This is a genomic window from Ruegeria intermedia, assembly GCF_900129345.1.
Lineage (GTDB): Bacteria > Pseudomonadota > Alphaproteobacteria > Rhodobacterales > Rhodobacteraceae > Ruegeria > Ruegeria intermedia.
In genome coordinates this window covers 1-18,407 of sequence record NZ_FQVK01000038.1, presented here as the reverse complement: position 1 = coordinate 18,407, position 18,407 = coordinate 1, and the positions used below count along the sequence as shown (strand labels likewise).

Genomic DNA, 18,407 nt, shown 5'->3' with positions numbered 1-18,407 from the left:
GCTCCGGGCCATCATCAATGGCCACAAGCAATCCGATATCGACGCCCTGCTGCCCTGGAATTACGCCCAGACAGTGTGATCCGCGCACCGCTTACTTTCCGTTCCGTTGTCAGAGACGATCATATCGGGCTGGCCACGCCGACGGATCAGGTTGTCCAGTTCACGCGTCATCCTCGCGCCGGACAAGGAACGATCCACGACAGTTGCCAGTGCCTCACGGGTGCAGTCATCTACAATGCACAACACGCGGAACCGCTGCCCATCTTCGAATGCGTCGGAGACAAAATCCAACGACCAACGCTGATTGGCAAGATCCGGCACCAGAATGGGTCGCTGCGTGCCCAAAGCCCGCTTGCGAGACCGCCTGCGGCGCACCGCCAGACTTTCCTCACGGTAGAGCCGGAACAGCTTCTTGTGGTTCACTTCAAAACCTTCCCTGGCCAGCAGGATGCCCAAACGTCGACAGCCGAACCGACGCCGTTCGTTCGCCAGATCCCGAAGCCGTTTGCGCAGGGCTTCATCGCCCCGATCCTGCTTCTGATACTGAAAGACCGACCTATGCAGGTCCGCCAATTCACACGCCCCTCTCGGCAGATTTGCTCTGCAAATCGCCTGTCGGGCAACGGACGCTCGGACAAGCCGTGCCGTTCCATCACGTCACGCACAGCTCGCCGCTTCACATGTCCGGCATGGGCCTCGGACCGATGGCGGCCGCATGCCGAACCGTCAGTAGTTTTTTGCTGCGCGGTCCTTCAAGGCAGCATTGCCGAGCATCGCATCCGCCAGCATGCGCTTCAGTTTGTTATTCTCGTCCTCCAGGGCACGCAGTTTCTTGGCATCTGACACATTCATGTGTAAGCGTTGCATCTGACCCCGCTCACAGCCTCTGAACTGCCCCTTCCCTCCATGATAGATCTACTTCCCAAACCACACGGGAGACCATCATGACGGATCGCAAGATCTGGGGCTTCGAAATCCCCACAACACCCTCGGGCAAGAATATCTGGCCGAAAACCCTAAAACGTGAGGCCGTGCGACGCATCGACGAAGAAGGCGCCTCGCCCGGTGAGATTGCAGCGGAACTCGGTGCACATGAATGCTTGGTCCGCAAGTGGCACGTCGCAGCGCGCCGAGCTCGTGGCGACACCATCATGGACAACGGGGCAGCGTTCGCTGAGGTGAAGCTCACCACTGAGTCTCGATCAGCTGCCGCGCCCACCTCCAATTCGGAGCAAGCGCGTATCATTGTCGGTTCAGTCAGCATCGAATTTCCGACATCCATCGACGAAGCAAACCTGGCAAAACTGATCCGTGCAGCAGGGGCCACAGCATGATCGCCCCCTCAAGCAGCTTCAAGATATTTCTTGCAATGCAACCCGTCGATTTCAGAAAGGGGATCGATGGCCTCGTGAACTATGTCGCAGAAAACTTCGATCTTGATCCTTTTTCCGGCGCGTTCTTCGTGTTCCGATCGAAGGGACGTGACAAGATGAAAATCGTGATGTGGGACGGCACCGGCTTGGTGCTGATCTACAAGCGCATTGAAGGCAAAGGGTTCTATTGGCCCAATCTTGAAGATGGAACGCTATCGCTTACGAAAGCACAATTTGAAGCACTCTTCGAAGGCATCGATTGGCGAAATGTAACGACATCTCGCTACCTGCGGCCACACAAGCCGCAGTCTCATTCAACGCAATCGCGCCAGAATTCGGACCAAGCTCATGAGCATTGATCGTCGCACCCGTGCGCCAAGACGCGACCAGGTTCCTCTCCACATTGTTGCTGCGCGTTTCGATCTCGAGACATCGCCGTATAAGATCGAGCAGAAACTCACCGCGTTCCTACGCCAGCTGCGCTGGAAGGCACTCGGGTTTGACCTGGAGTATTTCCACGCCGCACGCGAAGCCGATGACTGGAGCGAAGAGTTACGCGCCTGCAGCCCTAGTCATCACGACGACAACAAGATTCGGCGCCGAGCAAAAGCGCTGGCCGATCGGCGTATGCGGGTATCGGGTCTGGGGCATCTGGACAAGGACGCGCTAGAAAAGCTACGCGGCCTCAGCGACGGCGTACAGGTGGTTCGGCTGCCATCCGAGCATCGCGCCGACGAGATCGCCGCGACGCTGCACGATGAGATGCCCTGGATGGCGCAGCCGACTACGCTGGCCTGGCGCGCGATGCGCGAAAGCGTGCGCAGCGGGGCGACCGCCTTGCGCTTACCGCCGATGCTGCTTGATGGACCGCCTGGCGTGGGCAAAAGCCACTGGGCGCGGCGTCTGGCGGAATTGATCGGGACACCTTCGGATCTGATCGACGCAGCAAACGAGCCCGCCGGTTTCGCGGTGGTGGGGAGCCAGAAAGGATGGGCAAACGCGCAGCCGGGTCGGTTGGTCGAGCTGATCCTGCGCGAACACGCGGGCAACCCTGTGATGGTAGTCGATGAGATCGACAAGGTCGGTGATGTGCGCTCCAACAAGGGCATGAGCTATGCACTGACAAATGCGCTTCTGCCCTTGCTCGAGCCGCTCAGCGCACAGGCGTGGAGCTGTCCCTTCTTCCGAGTGCGCTTCGACATGCGTTGGATCAGTTGGATCCTGACATCGAACAATCGGCGCAACGTGCCCGCCCCGCTGCTCAGCCGCTGCCGGGTCGTTGATGTCCCCCCGCTTTCAGGCGCGGATCTGGCGCATTTCGCGCGCCGGGAGGGTTCGGCGCGGGGGCTATCGGAGGACGTGATTGCAACCTTGGCCGAGATGCTCGAAAATTCCTCCTGTCGCCTTGATCTGCGCGCGGTCATCAAGCTGATCGACGGCCTCTGCGCGCTGGAGAACAGCCCAAGAGCACATTGAATTGGAGGCAGGTGTATGTCCAATACGCTAATCCTCGCCGATCTGCATCTTGACCTCTGGCAGCGGGCAGGCCTCAACCCGCTCGAACAGATCGATTTCGGCGGTGTCGAGCTGTTGATCATCGCCGGCGATCTGACCAACAAACCGCGAGTGCGCTGGAAACAGGCCCTCGCGCTGATTGGCGAGCGCATCTCGCTGAACCGCGTGCATGTGCTCCCAGGCAACCACGACTATTACGACTTCCGTCTGGATGGCGATGATCGGCTTGCCGAGATTGCCAAGGCAGCCCAGACAAAGTTTGCACAGAAATCCGAGATCATCCATGGCGCTACGCGCTACCTGTGCTGCACACTTTGGACCGATATGCGCCTTGGCGCTGGAACGCTGGAAGAGAATGCCGCCGAGGCCGCGCGGATCATGAACGATTACCGCTATATCCGGGTTGCGCACTCAGGCTTCCGCAAGGCGCGGCCATTCGACACGATCGCCCTGCATCGTGAACATGTCGCCTGGCTGGAGGCGCGGCTGTCAGTACCCTTCGCAGGTGAGACCGTTGTTGTGACCCATCACGCGCCCCATCCCCTCGCATTGCCTCCAGGCGACTCGGTGCCCCAAGCCTATGCCTCGGACCTCAGCGACCTGATCAAGCGATATCAACCTGAGCAATGGTTCTTTGGACATACCCACTTTGCGGCAGAGTTTCAGATTGGAGCGACCAAGCTGCGCAACGTCTCGGTGGCGTATCCGGCGAAGACGGCCTGAGCTTGGACCGGGATGTCGCCGATTTGTTTGGCATGCCTTTGCCACCAATTAAAATTCAAGCCGTCAGCGAGGTCAAAGTTGCTCCGAGCCAAGAGAGTGGTTTACTCAAGAGGGATCGTAGTTAATTGAAGAGCTTACCCCCGATGTCAGCCATTGATGATCTTCTCCATTCCTATCGTGAAGCCGCTGTCACGGAACGAGAGAAGGGGACGTATTTCGAGCGGCTCGCTTGCGCCTATCTGACCACGGACCCGGTGCAGGTCGAGGAGTATTCTCAAGTTTGGACTTGGAAGGATTGGGCCGACCAGCATGGGTGGAGCGGAAAAGACATCGGCATTGATCTGGTTGCGAAGCTCCGGAATGAAGACGGTTTCGCTGCGATCCAGTGCAAGTTCTATGCCGAAACGCATCGGATCCAGAAGGCTGACATAGACAGCTTCATATCAGCATCGGGCAAAGAGCCGTTTCGGCGTCGTTTGGTAATCGACTCGACAACTGTGCCTTGGGGTGCAAACGCCGAGGAAATGATCTCCGGTCAGACAATTCCGGTTGTCCGCATCTCACTCACCCACCTACGAGAAAGTCCAATCGACTGGACGAATTTTGGCCTGAGTGGTGAAGCTGTCCTTTCGGACAAGAAGAAACTCCGGCCGCACCAGATCGAAGCGCTTGAGGCTGCGCGCGCGGGTTTGGCAACCGACGATCGTGGCAAGCTGATCATGGCATGCGGTACAGGCAAGACCTTCACCTCACTAAAGATCGCTGAGGATCTCGTCGGCAAAGGCGGACGCGTGCTCTTTATGGTTCCTTCGCTTGCGCTGATGTCCCAGACTGTCCGCGAATGGACCAACGACACCGAGACACCGCTACGGTCTTTCGCTGTGTGCTCGGATGCTCAGGTGGGCAAACGCCGGGTCGGAACTGATGATGCCGCCGAAATCGACGCGCATGATCTGGCATTCCCAGCGACAACCAATCCGGAACGCCTGGTCGAGAAAGCCGCTATCGAGGCGGCCGATCGCATGACAGTCGTGTTTTCGACTTACCAGTCGATCGGCGTTCTCGAAGCGGCGCAAAAGGCGGGCCTCCCCGCGTTCGACTTGATTATCTGCGACGAGGCGCACCGGACGACCGGCGCCACGTTGGCAGGCGAAGAAGACTCGAACTTCGTCCGCATCCATGACGATGCCTATGTCACGGGCCGCAAGCGCCTCTACATGACAGCAACGCCGCGGATCTTCGGCGATGCTGTCAAGACAAAGGCAGACGAAGAGGCCGCTGTTCTGGCCTCGATGGATGACGAGCGCCTGTATGGCAAGACACTGTTTTATCGGGGTTTCGGCTGGGCGGTTCAGCAAGGCCTGTTGACCGACTACAAGGTGATCGTCCTGGCAATGGATGAAGGCTTGGTGAGCGCCAACGTCCAAAAACGTCTCGCCGATGAAAATTCCGAACTCGACCTCGACGACGCCACCAAGATCATTGGCTGCTACAAGGCGCTGACCAAACAGGATCTGAAGCAGGACATCTCCTTCGATCCGCAGCCCATGAAGCGCGCTCTGGCCTTCTGCAAGAGCATCGCCGCGTCGAAGCTCATCCGCGATGAGTTCACACAGGTTGTGGCGGAATACACCGGCGACGATGCCCTGATCGAAGAGGATGCGCCCTCGTCCCCCGACCGCCTCGACATCGAGATCGAGCATGTCGACGGCACCTTCAACGCCAAGTCCCGCAACCAATTGCTGGACTGGCTGAAGGCCGAGGCCGAGGGCAACACTGCTCGCATTCTAACCAATGCACGCTGCCTCTCTGAAGGCGTCGACGTGCCCGCGCTGGATGCGATCATGTTTCTGCATCCGCGCAAGTCCTTGATCGACGTAGTGCAATCGGTGGGTCGGGTCATGCGCCGCGCCGAGGGCAAGAAGATGGGATACGTCATCCTTCCCGTCGGCATACCGGCAGGCGTGGAACCCGAGGTCGCGCTGCGGGATAATGAACGCTACCGGGTTATCTGGCAGATCCTGAACGCGCTGCGTGCCCATGACGAACGTTTCGACGGCACGATAAACCAAGCCTCTCTGGGGCAGGACGTGTCTGATCGTATCGAGATCGTCGGCATCACTGCAGAGTCCGAAGCGCTCAAGTCCATCACCCATGAAGTAACCGAACTACCAACGCGGAAGGCACAGCCTCAATCTGCGATCGGCACGGGGGGCGATGTCGAAATCTCGGCACCGCCGTCTTCCCAGCAGTACGAGCTGTTCATAGACGAATTTTCCAAGGCCATCATGGCCAAGATCGTCAAGAAGTGCGGCACCCGCGACTACTGGGAAGACTGGGCGACCAACATTGCCGAGATCGCGCAACGTCACATCTCGCGTATCAATGGGCTGCTGGCCGAAGCCGATACCCCGGCGCGGCGCGCATTCGATAGCTTCCTGGCCGAACTCCGTGACGACCTGAACGATTCCATAACGGAACAAGACGCCATCGAGATGCTGGCCCAGCACCTCATTACGCGCCCCGTTTTCAGGGCGCTGTTCGAGGGGCACCAGTTCACCGATCAGAATCCCGTCTCGCGCGCCATGCAGCAGGTGCTGGACGTGCTGGACGAGAACCACCTCGAGAAAGAATCCAAAGATCTTGAAAAGTTCTACGACAGCGTCCGCAACCGCGCTCACGGCATCACTGATCCGCAGGCCAGGCAGCGCCTGATCGTCGAGCTTTACGACAAGTTCTTCCGCAATGCCTTCCCGCGCACGACCGAGAAGCTGGGCATCGTCTATACCCCGGTCGAGATCGTCGATTTCATCCTGCACTCGGTCAACGAGATGTTGCAGGAGCATTTCGGCCAGACCCTTGGGTCAAAGGGCGTCCATATCCTCGACCCCTTCACCGGAACGGGCACCTTCATCACACGCCTGCTGCAATCCGGGCTGATCGCGCCCGAGGAACTGGAACACAAATACCGCCACGAGATCCACGCCAACGAGATTGTTCTGCTGGCCTATTACATTGCCGCGATCAATATCGAGGCGGTCTACCAAGGGCTGACCGACAGCGACGAATACGTGCCCTTCGAGGGGATATGCCTGACCGACACCTTCCAGATGTATGAGGGCGACGACGAGCTGGCGCTTTACATGCCCGACAACTCCGAACGCCGCAGCCGGCAGAAGGAGCTGGATATCCGAGTGATCGTCGGCAACCCGCCGTATTCTTCAGGGCAGAACAGCGCCAACGATAACAACGCTAACGTGAGCTACCCGGCTCTGGATCGGCGCATCGCCGAAACCTATGCAGCACGATCGACCGCAACTCTGAAAAACTCCCTCTATGACAGCTACATCCGGGCGATCCGTTGGGCGTCTGACCGGATTGGTGATGCCGGGGTCGTGGCTTTCGTGACCAATGCTGGCTGGCTCGATGGCAATGCGGCTGATGGGATGCGCGCATGTCTTGCCGAGGAGTTCACCGACCTTTACATCTTTCACCTTCGCGGCAACCAACGCACCAGCGGAGAGCGGTCCCGCAAAGAAGGGGGCAAGATTTTCGGCTCGGGCAGCCGCGCGCCCATCGCCATCAGCGTCTTCGTGAAGAACCCCGATGCAGCGGAGCATGGCTGTATCTTCTTTCACGATATTGGCGACTACCTCGACCAGAAACAGAAGCTGGCGATCATCCGCGACTTCGGCGCGGTGAAGGGGATCAGCAAGGGCAAAGGCTGGGAGCAGATCTCGCCGGACGATCAGAACGATTGGATCAACCAGCGTGACGCGAGCTTTGATGAATTCATCAAAATCGGTGATAGAGATCGCAGCGAAAACAAAAAGCTGTTCGCAGAATTCTCCGGTGGCAGTAAGACCAACAGAGACGCATGGTGCTTCAACGCGAGCCCTTCAAAGTTGGGAACGAACATAAGTAGCTTGCTCTCTACATATAACAGTGAGCGCACTCGGTTTCATGCAGATCCGGATCGCCCCTCCGACCCATCTGAATATGTTATTTACGACGCGCAAAAAGTTAGCTGGAACCGTTCCCTACTCCGGCGGCTTAGCAGCAATGTCGAGTTGACCTTCGATCATAAGGTGCTCCGGCAAAGCATGTACCGACCTTATTCGAAGCAATGGCTCTACTTCGATCGCTCATTGGTCAGCGATATTGGAAAGATGCCAAGGTTTTTCCCTGATTCATCGCTCGAAAACCGGATGATAGTCCTGAAAATGCGGTGGTCAGGTTATGGAAATCTTGCGCTGATGGCCAATGGACCAATCGAGCTACAATCCGACGGCGGAACCCAATGCTTCCCTCTCTACATTTATGACCAGCAGGATGAGGAACCCGGCGGTCTCTTCGAAGGCCAGTCCTTCGGCCTCCAGCGCCGTGACGCGATCACCGATGCCGGGCTGGCGCATTTCCAAGCGGCCTATCCGGGCGAGGAGATCACCAAGGAGGACATCTTCTACTACGTCTACGGCCTGCTGCACTCGCCCGACTACCGCGACCGCTATGCCGACAACCTGACCAAGGAACTGCCCCGCATTCCCTGCGTGAAGACCTACGCCGACTTCCGCGCCTTCACCGACGCGGGACGACGCCTTGGTGACCTGCATGTGAACTATGAAACGGTCGAGCATTACCCCGTCACCTACAAGCAAGGCGATCCGCGCACCTGGGTCATCGACGACCCCAAGTCGTTCTATCGTGTCACCAAGATGAAGTTCGCCGGCAAGCGCCCGAACGTCGACAAGACCACGGTGATCTACAACGCCAACATCACCATGACCGACATCCCGTTGGAGGCCTATGACTACGTTGTCAACGGAAAGCCCGCGCTGGAATGGGTGATGGAGCGCCAGGTGGTCAAGACCGACAAGGCCAGCGGAATCGTCAACGACGCCAACGACTACGCCAATGAGACCATGGGCGACCCGGCCTACCCGCTGAAATTGTTCCAGCGCGTCATTACGGTAAGCCTCGAAACGATGAAGATTGTAAACGCACTGCCGAAACTGGATCTGCCGGAATGAAGATCAAAGCTCTCTTCCTGCTGGTGACCTTGATGCCCATGGGCGTTGCGGCACAGCAACATTTCAGCTGCTCTTGGGGCGACCGTGGTGCCTGTCTCGGATATGGCGAAACAGTCTGCTCGAGTTCAGGCAAGTGCGTGAGCTCCGATGCAGTATGTTTCGACAGCTACCAGTGCAATTACGAGGGCTTTACCTGCAAATCGAACGTGACCGAATGCGTCGATAGCTACAATCGCCTGCTGGCGGACCACAATGACCTGGTCGCCGAATTCAACGATCTGCTCGACAAGAACCGCACCGTCGCCATCGCCCTGAAAACCGTGACCGCAGAGCGCGATGGTTTAGAGGAAAATCTTTATGACATTCAAAATTGTCTCTCGCGTGCGACGACCCTTGATGATGCGCAAAGCTGTCGTTGGCGGTGAGCAGTCAAAAATTTTTCGCGAGAAGTGCCACAAACGGTGGTGATTAGGCAGTCGTGCGAAGAATCTAAAGAGCAGTTTTTTCGCAAGGCGAAAATTAAAGTTTGATCGTCGACCAAAAGGTATGAATGGCCGCTGGTGGCTGTTACATTTTATTATAAATATCAATAAGTTATCTGAAATCCTAATTGCGTCTTTTTGTTATTTGCGAACTGTGAGCGACTTACCATCCCCCTCCTCGTGGAACGGCCTGTGGGTTTGCGAAAAAAATGATTGACGGCGCGAAAAACTAGGAGTATCCACGCCCATAGCGCCTAGACTTCAGTGGCGTCTATTATTGCGCTTGCCGCAATGGGTTGACTTAGCCCATTCATTTCGCCATCCCGTTAATCACTGATTCGCGGAGCTGGTGTATGGTGCGCAACGATTTTCCAATCGATAGAGAGCGACATTCTCGGATAAAATTTGAGCTGGACCGCCGAGGTCTCTCGCTCGCCGAAATCGCTCGTCGCGTCGGCGTCGGTCTCCCTGCGGTAAGCTCGGTATCACTCGGCAGGAGCCGATCAGCGCGCATCGAAGCGCACTTGGCCCAGGCCCTTGGCATGACAGCGCCGAAGCTGTTCCCGGAACGATACCCTGAAGAAAACAAAGGGGGCGCCGCATGAGCCAATAAAATTAATAAAAATAGGCTCTGGAAAGGTTGAGGCCCCGGGACGGCAATCCCAAGGGCCTCAGAAAATCGCGGTCGGCGATACCCTCTCCATCCATTACATCCGAAGAAATGTCAAGCCCCGTGCCTGCAATCCTGCGGACACGCAGGATGAGCTTTGCTTTCATGTCTCAGATGGAGGGCGCGGTTCCTGTCCGTGTCGTATGACATGCCCGATACGATTGAACAGTTGGAAAACGACATACTCGTTTCTGCCGGGTCTGACGGGCCAGGACTAGTCCAGCGTTTGCATGAGCTTTTTAGCGAAGTGATTTCGGAGAATGAAACCCTTCGCGAAGAAGGCCAGAAAGCAAAAATGTTAAACAAGGCCATGAAAGCGGAGAATGCGAGGCTGAAACGCCAGATCGCAAAACTCAAAAAGCTGGCCTTCGGAGCGAGTGCTGATCGCAACCCAGACAAGACACAGGCGTACCATGCGAAAGATGGCAGCGAGGACGCTCCCCCCAAAGGAGATGCCGGTTATTCTGAAAATTCGGCCGAGAACGCTGCGAATGGGGAACAGAGCGCTGATCGCCCGAAGCCTCGGAACACCAACGGGCGCGGCAAGCGAGTATGGCCCGACCACATTGAAAAGCGCGAGATTTATATGGGGACCGAAGACCGGAAATGTCCCTGTGGTTGCGGCGGTTCAATCGTGGGTATGGATACGACTGAAACATTGGAGGTGATCCCCGCGCGCTACTACATAGCGGTCCGCCAGTATCCGAAATATGGCTGCAAGATGAGGGGCGCCATCAAAGGCACCAAGTTTGATCGGCGCATTTTTCCGAATACGGTGATGAGCCACGGGCTCATGGCAAACGCGATTACGATGCGTTTTGGGTGGCAATTGCCTTGGTATCGGCAGGAAAACATTTTCCTGTCTCAGGGTATCAACTTGAACCGAAGCTCTCTCATGAGATGGTCGAACCGAATTGCAAATGAAGCACTCCTCTCGATCTACGAGTTGATGGAGCAGGATCTGAAAACCAACAGCGAGCGGCTGTTTATGGATGAGACAACATTGCCCATCCTACAACCCGGAAAAGGCAGGACCAAGACCAGTTACCTCTACGCTCTCTTGCGCGACGATAGGGCATTCTCCGGAAATAAGCCTCCCGTGGTTATCTATTACCCTCGGGAAACTCGGGCGATGCGAAATATCCACGATATTCTCGATGGCGTTACGGCCATTGTTCAGACAGACTCCTATGCCGGATATGGACAGCTGGGAAAGCCTTCAACGTCTGTAGAGCATATTACACCGGTCAAGTGTTGGGCCCACGCGCGACGCAATTTTACCGATGAATACGAGTTCAACCAGACTCCCGATGCGAAGCGGGTAATCCAGATTATTGAGGAACTCTATGACGAAGAGAAGAAGATAAGAGGCAAGCCGCCGCTGATCCGGGCAGCGCACCGACGCGAATTTTCAGCCCCAATCTTGGATCGCTTGAAAGCCTTCCTGATCAAGCATTCAGATCGCCACCTTTCCAAGAGCAAGATGGCGCGAGCGATCCACTATGTCTTAAGGCAATGGGAGGAGCTAACCGCTTTTGTCAATGACGGCCGCATTGATCTCGATACAAACGCAGTCGAGCGGATGTTCAAGCCGACAATTCTGCTGCGCAAAAATGTGTTGTTCGTTGGTAGCGAGGAAGGGGCCGCGGCGTGGGGAGTTCATGCGTCAATCGTCGAGACATGCAAGCTCAATGGAGTTAACGCGGAGCCCTACTTAAAATGGGTGTTCGACCAGATCGCGACGAAACTGCCGCTCTCGAAATACGAGAAGCTTCTACCTTGGAATGCCCCAGTCGAGTTTAGGATAAATCGATGAACTTTTGGTCGGCAGAACATCTGCCGACGTTTTCCTCCACCCGCCGTTGCGGTGAAGAATTGTATCTTGTGCGTAGGTTTCGGGATCTTGCCCAGGATTCGGTGGAAACTCATAGGTGACGTCATCTCCGGGTGGATCAACGCCCATACAACCGGCAGTTGGTGCCGACAGGGATATCACGCCATGAACTAAGCTACCGCACACTTCACGCAGTTCGCCAATTTCCCATGAAACCGGGTGCGACCTGATTGAAGAGTAATTTCCATTCAACGCCAGCGCGAGCAGCGACGCCGTGTTCGAGGAAGGACTCGCCAGCTTGCTTGGTCGCCTTTGCGACGGCCGGAGCGAGGGTCTGTGAGAGGCACCTTCGCCACCGAAACGGTGCAGGTGCCGTGCGTCCGCATAGAGGACGGGAACCTCAAGGTGACAGAACAACGATCGAAAGCGCTACCGCGCTACCCGGGCCAGTCAAAGAAAACAGAGTCCCTCATCGCCACGGTCGATCTCTCAGGCACCAACACGCGACGGGTCATGCGCGCGCTGTGCGGGTTGTGCGAGGGCTCCGTAAGCAAGTGCGTGGTGGCGTAAGGTCAAGGTCGACTGAGGTGCATGGTGCGCCTGCAGTCTCGCCAAACTGCGACGTATGGCCGAAAAGAGCGGTCCCAAAACGGCAACTCTGATGGCTCTTATCCTGCGCGCCAAGCCCCATGCGGGCGTAAGTTTTTCGCGGCCGATACAAGGCTGGAAGACGCTTGCGGCCCAGACCTGCCGCTGACGATGAAAGTCAACGCTGCGATGCAGCTTCTTCAAAGCGGACGTCCAGCCCTGCTTCAGGATATCATCAGTTCAGACTTCGTTCGGCGTTCGCCTATCGTTTCTGCATGGCGTGCCGACTGATCGACGATAACCATACCTTGGACATGTGCGAGTCCGAAGTTTGCCACGTATTTCGGACTCCGAGTTATCGATGCACCCTTTTCAGGGGGTAGCTACAGGAAGAGTCAAAGAGGGACGATAAGTTCGATCCCGTGCACCCTCAAAATCAAACTCATAGAGCCGAACATGTCCGAGCACTGGTGCCTGCTGTCCTAGAAAGAACGTCAGCGCATTGGGAGCTGCAACGAAAATGTGAAGGCGAACTTCCTGTGAGGTTCCTGCCATCGCTGAACGCATGGCGTTCTTTGCGGCTTGAGCCAGCGCAAACGCATGCCGTCCGGCCGCGACAGAATGGTATCCTGCCCCTGAAGTTGGACTGAGAACCAGCAAACGCCCGACGTCAGACAAGTTGGCGTCGACATAGCTCCGGACATCACTACTGATGTCATGCGTGATGCCTATGGCAACAGCGATATCATGAGCGTCTGCGTTCAGATCGATGACCGTTTGTTCCAACCCCGGCCAGTTTGGATCTTCCGGAACATCATCGGCGCTCCAGACGTCTCGCTTTGGCGTTCGTTGCTCCAGCTCCACACGGCGACCGGATTTCACATCGAGGATGCTCCCGGCGGCAAACGCCAAGGTCGTGTGTGCGTCAAGCGCCAGCCGTAGCTCGTGCCGATCGCCAGCCGCATCCCGCAGAAACGCCGAGAGTTCCGGATAAAGCTTCGACGACCAATCCGCATCGTCATGGATGAACCGTTTGTCGAAAGCCGGTACAAGGTCCAGCACGCCGTCACATCGCTCCTCAAGCCGATCATAGGCGTGCTCGAACGACTTCACGCCGTAAACTCTGGGTCTTTCAGGCGAGCCGTCGAACAAACCTTCTTCTCTGCAGGCGGCTCTTAAGCTTTGCTCATCAAATTCAGCCCGACCTTGTGCCATCCACTGGAAGATCAAATCATCGTAGAAAAATGCGCTCTCATGAGCCGGAACCCGGCGCAATCCGACCGAGGCAAACAAGATGTCGAGCAAGTCGCGCTGCTCGTTAAGCGTTCCGGACGCGTGACCGAAGGCCAGTGTGCCGGCAAAGAGGCGCAACTCATGATCGTCGATCTCTAGATGGTCTCGCCAGGACTTCCGGATTCGACCGGTTTTGCTGTTGTCGGTCTTCGTGCCATACAGCCGGTCTAGATAAATAGATCCGGAACGTTGACTGATCAGCGGATTTAGATTGTCGGTTCGATCAACTTGCCAGTTAGTAACCAGCTTGAACTGCACGCCAGAACCATTTGGAGCATACTGAAGCTGTGCGTCCCGCGCGCGTTGAAGTAAGGACCGGGCGTTGGCGTTGATAAAGTCTGGATCGGTGAGATCGGCATATCCGTAGGTTCCCGGCGTTCCATGCCATTTGGACTGAATATGCGCTCTCTTCAGCGGTTTCCCCGATGCGTCTTTTGGCCCCCGGCCGACGGCATACTCCGTCCACACATCATCGAAACTCTTCGGGCCACTCTCAAAGCCAACACGGACAACCGGGCTCACAGGGTCGAGTAGCTTTCCGGCTTGAAGCCAGAATTGGCGAGCCTGGAAAGTATCACCATCGCGTCGAACCGTAACCGCCTGTGTCATCGCGTTTGGTCAGCAATTCGCCGATACGTCTTGAAAGGGTGGTGTCGGTTTCATTCCGCGCGCGATCTCGACTGCACGTGCGCCGTCAACCGGTCGGGATGGATATGCATCAAGGACCAGCATCGGGATGAGTCGCTGTGTAAGGTCAGAAAAGGTAAAGCCGTGCTTTCTTCCGTCGACCGCTCCGGTCGCGTCAACCAGCGCCTTGAGATGTTGCGGGGAAACGCCAAGGGGTTCGAGGCGCGTTGAGAGAACGAAGTGACGCTGAGCATCATCGGGACGAGAGAACTCTAGGATATCAGCTGCACGGCGGCGGACGGCCGGATCGAGTGAGTTCAAGCGATTCGTGCACATGATGATGGCAGCTGGCACTTTGGCGTTCGCAATTTGATCGACGCCCCTTATGAACGCGTTGACACCGGCGCGGTCTTCGTGGTGCATCTGGCTCGCCTCTCGGGATTGTGCCAGGGCGTCCGCTTCATCAACCAGCAAGATGACAGCACCGCGGCTGCGCCCGTTGCTCGCCGGCAGCTTGCCAGCCTCCTGCAGCGTGTAGTCGAAGGCTGCCGAAATCAGCTGGGTCATTTCGCCGACACGGCCCTGACCACGAGTCGAAAGACTCAACGGAAGAAGCGTGATCTCGATCTTCTCCTGTCGGGCAACGGCATCGCCGATCGTCTCGGCGAGTTCGGTCTTGCCTGAGCCGACATCACCGGCAAGGACAACCAGCGGCGGTCTTCGCAAAACCGTATCTAAGAGCGCGACTGCGCCGGGATGATGCCGATCAGCCCATTCTGCCAATCCGCCCGGGTTAACCAGTAGACCCAGAACTTTTTTCAGCCGGTCTTTCTGCTGATCGAGGCCAACAAGACGAGCAAGCCTTTCTTGTGGCTCAAAATCTGGATAGACAAGGCGCCGATCGAAGAGCTCATCAATGGTCGGTGTTGTCTGCATCAGAAACTCCGTACGGTTGCACGTTCAAGCGCCCGCCCACCAGATGAGTAAGTTTTATCAGTCGACAGATAGCCGTTCACCGACGGCTCGGCAGCACCGGTTCGGATGTACGGAAGACCCTGTTCGAAGGCGTCCTGCTCAGCGGCACTCAGCGCATGCCACTTTGGGCTGTAGGTCAGATAGCTGTAGAAGGACGCGCCAGAGACATCAGCACCCGGACGGATCTTTCCTGGATCATCGTCGATCGAACCGCTGTAAAGGTCCTGCGCCGTGTACTTCAGTGTCGGTTCGATCCAGAGACCGTTGCGCTTGAACCCGTACCAGACGTAATTTAGATACCCGGCCTTCATCAGCGCGATCGCTTCTGCTTCATAGTCTGCGATGCGGCTGTCGCTGGGTGACCCATAGAAGCGCTGGACGCGCTTGAGGTCTGTCGCCACTTTTGCCGCCATGTGACGCGCGTGCGTAACGGTAAAGGTAGAGCTTTCGGAAACTGTGAGACTGTATAACATGCCGCTACCTCAAACCTGGAATGTTGAGCCGAACACCTTCTGCCAGTAGGCGACGGTCAGCTGCTTTGTAGGGGCCGCCAAGGCGGCATCTATGGCATCGCCGGCATCCAGTGCGGCCTCCACGATCATGTCCACGTTGGACGGCGTGTACAGGCGCGCGACATTGTTCTCAGCATTGACCGGGTCGATAATCTGCACTGGATCGCCGAGCGGCCCGACACTGGACGGCGGGTAGTAGTCGGCGAACACGATACGCTCACGCAGGTTGCTCCGCGCGATGTAGGTGAAGAAGTGCTGCAAGGCTTCAGGGTAGTCGCTGAGATCGAGACCATTGTCGCAGAGCTTGGCCATGATCATCTCGATCATGAATGACTTGAACCGAAAGTCGGGATTTTCGTTCTTAAGGCGACGGGCCCAGAACTTCACGAGCCGCACGACCTGAGCGAAGTGTGTCTCCTGGGCCTTCTTACGTTTGGTCGCGAATTCGAGGTGCAGCGGAATGCTGGTCTTAAGGAAGGAGCCATCTTCCTGGCTTACGAGGTCGCCATACCACTGGGGATCATCGCTGTAGAGGATGGGAACGATATCGACGTCCAGCCCCGTACCCTTGAAGGACACGGTCACCGAATAGGTCTGCGGCTGAACCTGGTCGGGAGTAAAATTAGGAAACGCCTTTCGCAAGCGTTCTGCGATATAGTTGAGAAGTTCTTCGATATCGCGAGGAGCGTCCGCTCCGCTGACGTAACAGGCGACATCGATATCGTTCAGCGACCGAAGAGCGGTGCCTTTCGCCAGGCTACCGGACAGCAACATTTTCCGCAGCGTGAAGTTGGGATGTTCGTCGAGGTAGCCCTCAAGCTTCTCCCGAAGCCGACGGGCCTGGGCGCGGTACTCGTTCGCCTTTTCTTTCGGTAGGTTTACCCGATCCGTCGCAAATTGCTCGATTTCGCGGTGGCCCACGTGATCTCTGCTCATCCTCCAGCCTTTCTTGCTGCAGTATTTTCGATTCGATCCGAGGCTCCTCCCGCCGACTCGCATCAATACTATTGAAACTACATGGGTATAGCTGCTATACCTGTCAAGAACCGATAGGGGTATACCATGACAGATGATGTGCCATCTCCCGGCCGCAACCTCGCTCCTAGGTTTGAGTTCATCGAGTGGCGGCTCTTTTGGGAAGGCCACCTGAACAGAAGAGATCTTGAGGACCGCTTCGGTATCTCCACCCCACAAGCATCAGTGGACTTGCGAAATTACCGCGAGGTCGCAGGCGAGAACATCGCCTACAATGCGACGGAGAAGCGCTTCGTCGCCACTAAAGGGATGAAGCCGCGTTTCCTGCAGGTCTCGGCCAACCGCCTCCTTTTGCAGCTACGCGCCTTGGTCAACGGTGTCGTAAGACGCGACGACGTGCCTTTCAGCCAATTACCCAGTGTGGATGTTGCTCCAGAGATTGTTCGCGATGTGCGCGCCGCTGTTCTCCAGAGAATCCTGACGGCTATTCAGTCGAAGAAGGCCGTCTCCATTCACTACCGGTCTCTGACCAGCACGCGGTGGCGCGATATCGCGCCCCACGCCTTGGCCTTTGACGGCCATCGGTGGCACGCGCGCGCATATTGCTGCGAGCGCAAGGAGTTTCGCGATTTCGTCCTGACGCGGATCGAGCGTCTGGGCAGACTAAATCCAGTGTCCTTTAATCCGGGGAATGACCTTGCTTGGCAAAACAAGATAGAACTTTTGTTGTGTCCGCATCCGGGCTTGAGCGAGGCACAGAGAGAAGCGATCCAGTGCGACTACGAAATGCGCGATGGGGTGCGGAGGATCGAGATGCGCCTGTCCTTAGCATACTATTTCATCAAGCGTCTGAACCTGGACATTGATGTACTCGAACCGGCGCGCGCACAGATCCGTCTCCAAAATCTATCGGAGGTGGAGGATGCGATCGTCAGAGCACGCGAGAAGTCTAAGGAACTGTGCGCCGCGGCCTGAGGGTGTGGTTGGACATCTGCTGAAGCATCATATCCCAAGCACATATTTTTTCCGACATAACGTGCACAGCGTTGATTGTGCATCTTTGAAAGTCTGCTTTCGGGGATCGTGACCTAGTCATTTGCGTCCGCAGAGAATGACCGCTTTCCGCCCGTCTGTGGTTGGTAGATTGGCCCGGCGACAGGCCGCTTCGCGCCCGTCATCTTTGAATCAAGGGCGAGCGCTGAACGCCGTGACGGGCATGCTCCCGCGCCCCAGCTGTGTAGGTTGCTCAGGTTGCCTCGGGGCAGAAACTGAATGAATATCGACGTTCCATCTTGGCGCGTAGCGCCAAGATAGGCTCTCTGAGGACCAAAAGATAGGCGTGCCAGGCGGGGTTTGATGCAACGCTTACATTCATGTCGCCAAACTTCGCTTTGTATTTCACGAAGGTCTTCGTCCGCGACCACGGCACCGCCGAGCTGATGACCGCGCATGGCTTCGAGCATGTCGTCCACAGCGAGAAGCACGACTACTGGCTCGGAAAGGGGCTCGACGCCTTGGCTCGCTTCGAGGACGCGACGGTCGCCATGACGGGCGTTCGCCCATGAGTCGGACGCCATCCGTTGACATGCGGCGTCGGGGTTTTGTTGACACAGAGTTGACACGGGCTCGGAGCGCGAAAGGCCTCCCGTTCGGGGGCTCTTAAGCGGTTGTATCTTGTTGGGAAGTTTGGTTGCGGGGAGAGGATTTGAACCTCTGACCTTCAGGTTATGAGCCTGACGAGCTACCTGGCTGCTCCACCCCGCGACGATTGTTTGTCTTGGCCCTTTTTTGGCTTTGACTTTATTGGCCT

Annotated in this window: 14 protein-coding genes, 1 tRNA gene and 2 pseudogenes; 11 read left to right on the top strand and 6 right to left on the bottom strand. The window is 56.8% G+C overall.

The window, feature by feature from the left end; genetic code table 11:
• Nucleotides 1-96 precede the first annotated feature (96 nt).
• A pseudogene (locus F3H26_RS20080) lies at nucleotides 97-867 on the bottom strand (DDE-type integrase/transposase/recombinase); the annotation flags it as partial.
• 77 nt (nucleotides 868-944) lie between these two features.
• Here F3H26_RS20080 and F3H26_RS18080 point away from each other — a divergent pair.
• The 9 genes and pseudogenes from F3H26_RS18080 to F3H26_RS19765 form a co-directional block, all read left to right on the top strand.
• Nucleotides 945-1,334, top strand: a complete 390-nt coding sequence (locus F3H26_RS18080) for a hypothetical protein (protein WP_149777374.1) — start codon at nucleotides 945-947, stop codon at nucleotides 1,332-1,334.
• Complete coding sequence (tnpB, locus tag F3H26_RS18075; RefSeq protein WP_149777373.1) at nucleotides 1,331-1,732, top strand: IS66 family insertion sequence element accessory protein TnpB; 402 nt, start codon at nucleotides 1,331-1,333, stop codon at nucleotides 1,730-1,732. The genes F3H26_RS18080 and tnpB overlap by 4 nt, the downstream gene beginning before the upstream one ends.
• Nucleotides 1,722-2,849, top strand: a complete 1,128-nt coding sequence (locus F3H26_RS18070) for an AAA family ATPase (RefSeq protein WP_149777372.1) — start codon at nucleotides 1,722-1,724, stop codon at nucleotides 2,847-2,849. Before tnpB ends, F3H26_RS18070 begins: the two co-directional genes overlap by 11 nt.
• A gap of 15 nt (nucleotides 2,850-2,864) precedes the next feature.
• Nucleotides 2,865-3,611 carry a metallophosphoesterase gene (locus tag F3H26_RS18065; protein WP_149777371.1) on the top strand — a complete coding sequence of 249 codons (747 nt, stop codon included), beginning with the start codon at nucleotides 2,865-2,867 and terminating at the stop codon, nucleotides 3,609-3,611.
• Between the two features lie 143 nt (nucleotides 3,612-3,754).
• Nucleotides 3,755-8,641 (top strand): DEAD/DEAH box helicase, encoded by a 4,887-nt coding sequence (locus F3H26_RS18060; protein ID WP_149777370.1) that lies wholly within the window; start codon nucleotides 3,755-3,757, stop codon nucleotides 8,639-8,641.
• The gene (locus tag F3H26_RS18055; protein ID WP_149777369.1) at nucleotides 8,638-9,066 is read left to right on the top strand and encodes a hypothetical protein; all 429 of its coding nucleotides are present in this window, start codon (nucleotides 8,638-8,640) and stop codon (nucleotides 9,064-9,066) included. The genes F3H26_RS18060 and F3H26_RS18055 overlap by 4 nt, the downstream gene beginning before the upstream one ends.
• 410 nt (nucleotides 9,067-9,476) lie before the next feature.
• Nucleotides 9,477-9,728, top strand: a complete 252-nt coding sequence (locus tag F3H26_RS20075) for a helix-turn-helix domain-containing protein (protein WP_149777368.1) — start codon at nucleotides 9,477-9,479, stop codon at nucleotides 9,726-9,728.
• A gap of 213 nt (nucleotides 9,729-9,941) precedes the next feature.
• Entirely contained in the window at nucleotides 9,942-11,609 is a 1,668-nt protein-coding gene (tnpC, locus tag F3H26_RS18045; protein ID WP_149777367.1) for an IS66 family transposase, read from the top strand.
• Between the two features lie 220 nt (nucleotides 11,610-11,829).
• Nucleotides 11,830-12,210 (top strand): annotated as a pseudogene (locus F3H26_RS19765) (IS256 family transposase); the annotation flags it as partial.
• A 377-nt stretch (nucleotides 12,211-12,587) separates the two neighbouring features.
• Here the strand turns inward: F3H26_RS19765 and F3H26_RS18040 are convergent.
• Genes F3H26_RS18040 through F3H26_RS18025 form a run of 4 tightly spaced genes read right to left on the bottom strand, consistent with a single transcriptional unit; the run spans nucleotide 12,588 to nucleotide 16,558 of the window.
• A complete protein-coding gene (locus tag F3H26_RS18040; protein WP_149777366.1) occupies nucleotides 12,588-14,117 on the bottom strand; it encodes an SAVED domain-containing protein in 1,530 nt (509 codons plus the stop codon).
• A gap of 9 nt (nucleotides 14,118-14,126) precedes the next feature.
• A complete protein-coding gene (locus F3H26_RS18035) occupies nucleotides 14,127-15,071 on the bottom strand; it encodes an AAA family ATPase (RefSeq protein WP_149777365.1) in 945 nt (314 codons plus the stop codon).
• Nucleotides 15,071-15,583 carry an HORMA-1 domain-containing protein gene (locus F3H26_RS18030; protein WP_149777364.1) on the bottom strand — a complete coding sequence of 171 codons (513 nt, stop codon included), beginning with the start codon at nucleotides 15,581-15,583 and terminating at the stop codon, nucleotides 15,071-15,073. Before F3H26_RS18030 ends, F3H26_RS18035 begins: the two co-directional genes overlap by 1 nt.
• A 9-nt stretch (nucleotides 15,584-15,592) precedes the next feature.
• A complete protein-coding gene (locus F3H26_RS18025; RefSeq protein WP_149777363.1) occupies nucleotides 15,593-16,558 on the bottom strand; it encodes a CBASS oligonucleotide cyclase in 966 nt (321 codons plus the stop codon).
• 126 nt (nucleotides 16,559-16,684) lie between these two features.
• Between F3H26_RS18025 and F3H26_RS18020 the strand changes: the two genes are divergently transcribed.
• Together F3H26_RS18020 and F3H26_RS18015 are read left to right on the top strand one after the other, a co-directional pair.
• Nucleotides 16,685-17,572, top strand: a complete 888-nt coding sequence (locus F3H26_RS18020) for a helix-turn-helix transcriptional regulator (RefSeq protein WP_223162569.1) — start codon at nucleotides 16,685-16,687, stop codon at nucleotides 17,570-17,572.
• Nucleotides 17,573-17,970: 398 nt separating this feature from the next.
• A complete protein-coding gene (locus F3H26_RS18015; protein ID WP_149777362.1) occupies nucleotides 17,971-18,162 on the top strand; it encodes a hypothetical protein in 192 nt (63 codons plus the stop codon).
• Between the two features lie 122 nt (nucleotides 18,163-18,284).
• Here F3H26_RS18015 and F3H26_RS18010 read toward each other — a convergent pair.
• Nucleotides 18,285-18,361, bottom strand: a tRNA-Met gene (locus F3H26_RS18010).
• Nucleotides 18,362-18,407 lie beyond the last annotated feature (46 nt).

Bases quoted from the DNA above. Each gene is read 5' to 3' on its own strand.
- F3H26_RS18080 (WP_149777374.1), top strand. From the start codon at position 945: ATGACGGATCGCAAGATCTGGGGCTTCGAAATCCCCACAACACCCTCG.
- tnpB (WP_149777373.1), top strand. From the start codon at position 1,331: ATGATCGCCCCCTCAAGCAGCTTCAAGATATTTCTTGCAATGCAACCC.
- F3H26_RS18070 (WP_149777372.1), top strand. From the start codon at position 1,722: ATGAGCATTGATCGTCGCACCCGTGCGCCAAGACGCGACCAGGTTCCT.
- F3H26_RS18065 (WP_149777371.1), top strand. From the start codon at position 2,865: ATGTCCAATACGCTAATCCTCGCCGATCTGCATCTTGACCTCTGGCAG.
- F3H26_RS18060 (WP_149777370.1), top strand. From the start codon at position 3,755: ATGTCAGCCATTGATGATCTTCTCCATTCCTATCGTGAAGCCGCTGTC.
- F3H26_RS18055 (WP_149777369.1), top strand. From the start codon at position 8,638: ATGAAGATCAAAGCTCTCTTCCTGCTGGTGACCTTGATGCCCATGGGC.
- F3H26_RS20075 (WP_149777368.1), top strand. From the start codon at position 9,477: ATGGTGCGCAACGATTTTCCAATCGATAGAGAGCGACATTCTCGGATA.
- tnpC (WP_149777367.1), top strand. From the start codon at position 9,942: ATGCCCGATACGATTGAACAGTTGGAAAACGACATACTCGTTTCTGCC.
- F3H26_RS18040 (WP_149777366.1), bottom strand. From the start codon at position 14,117: ATGACACAGGCGGTTACGGTTCGACGCGATGGTGATACTTTCCAGGCT.
- F3H26_RS18035 (WP_149777365.1), bottom strand. From the start codon at position 15,071: ATGCAGACAACACCGACCATTGATGAGCTCTTCGATCGGCGCCTTGTC.
- F3H26_RS18030 (WP_149777364.1), bottom strand. From the start codon at position 15,583: ATGTTATACAGTCTCACAGTTTCCGAAAGCTCTACCTTTACCGTTACG.
- F3H26_RS18025 (WP_149777363.1), bottom strand. From the start codon at position 16,558: ATGAGCAGAGATCACGTGGGCCACCGCGAAATCGAGCAATTTGCGACG.
- F3H26_RS18020 (WP_223162569.1), top strand. From the start codon at position 16,685: ATGACAGATGATGTGCCATCTCCCGGCCGCAACCTCGCTCCTAGGTTT.
- F3H26_RS18015 (WP_149777362.1), top strand. From the start codon at position 17,971: ATGTCGCCAAACTTCGCTTTGTATTTCACGAAGGTCTTCGTCCGCGAC.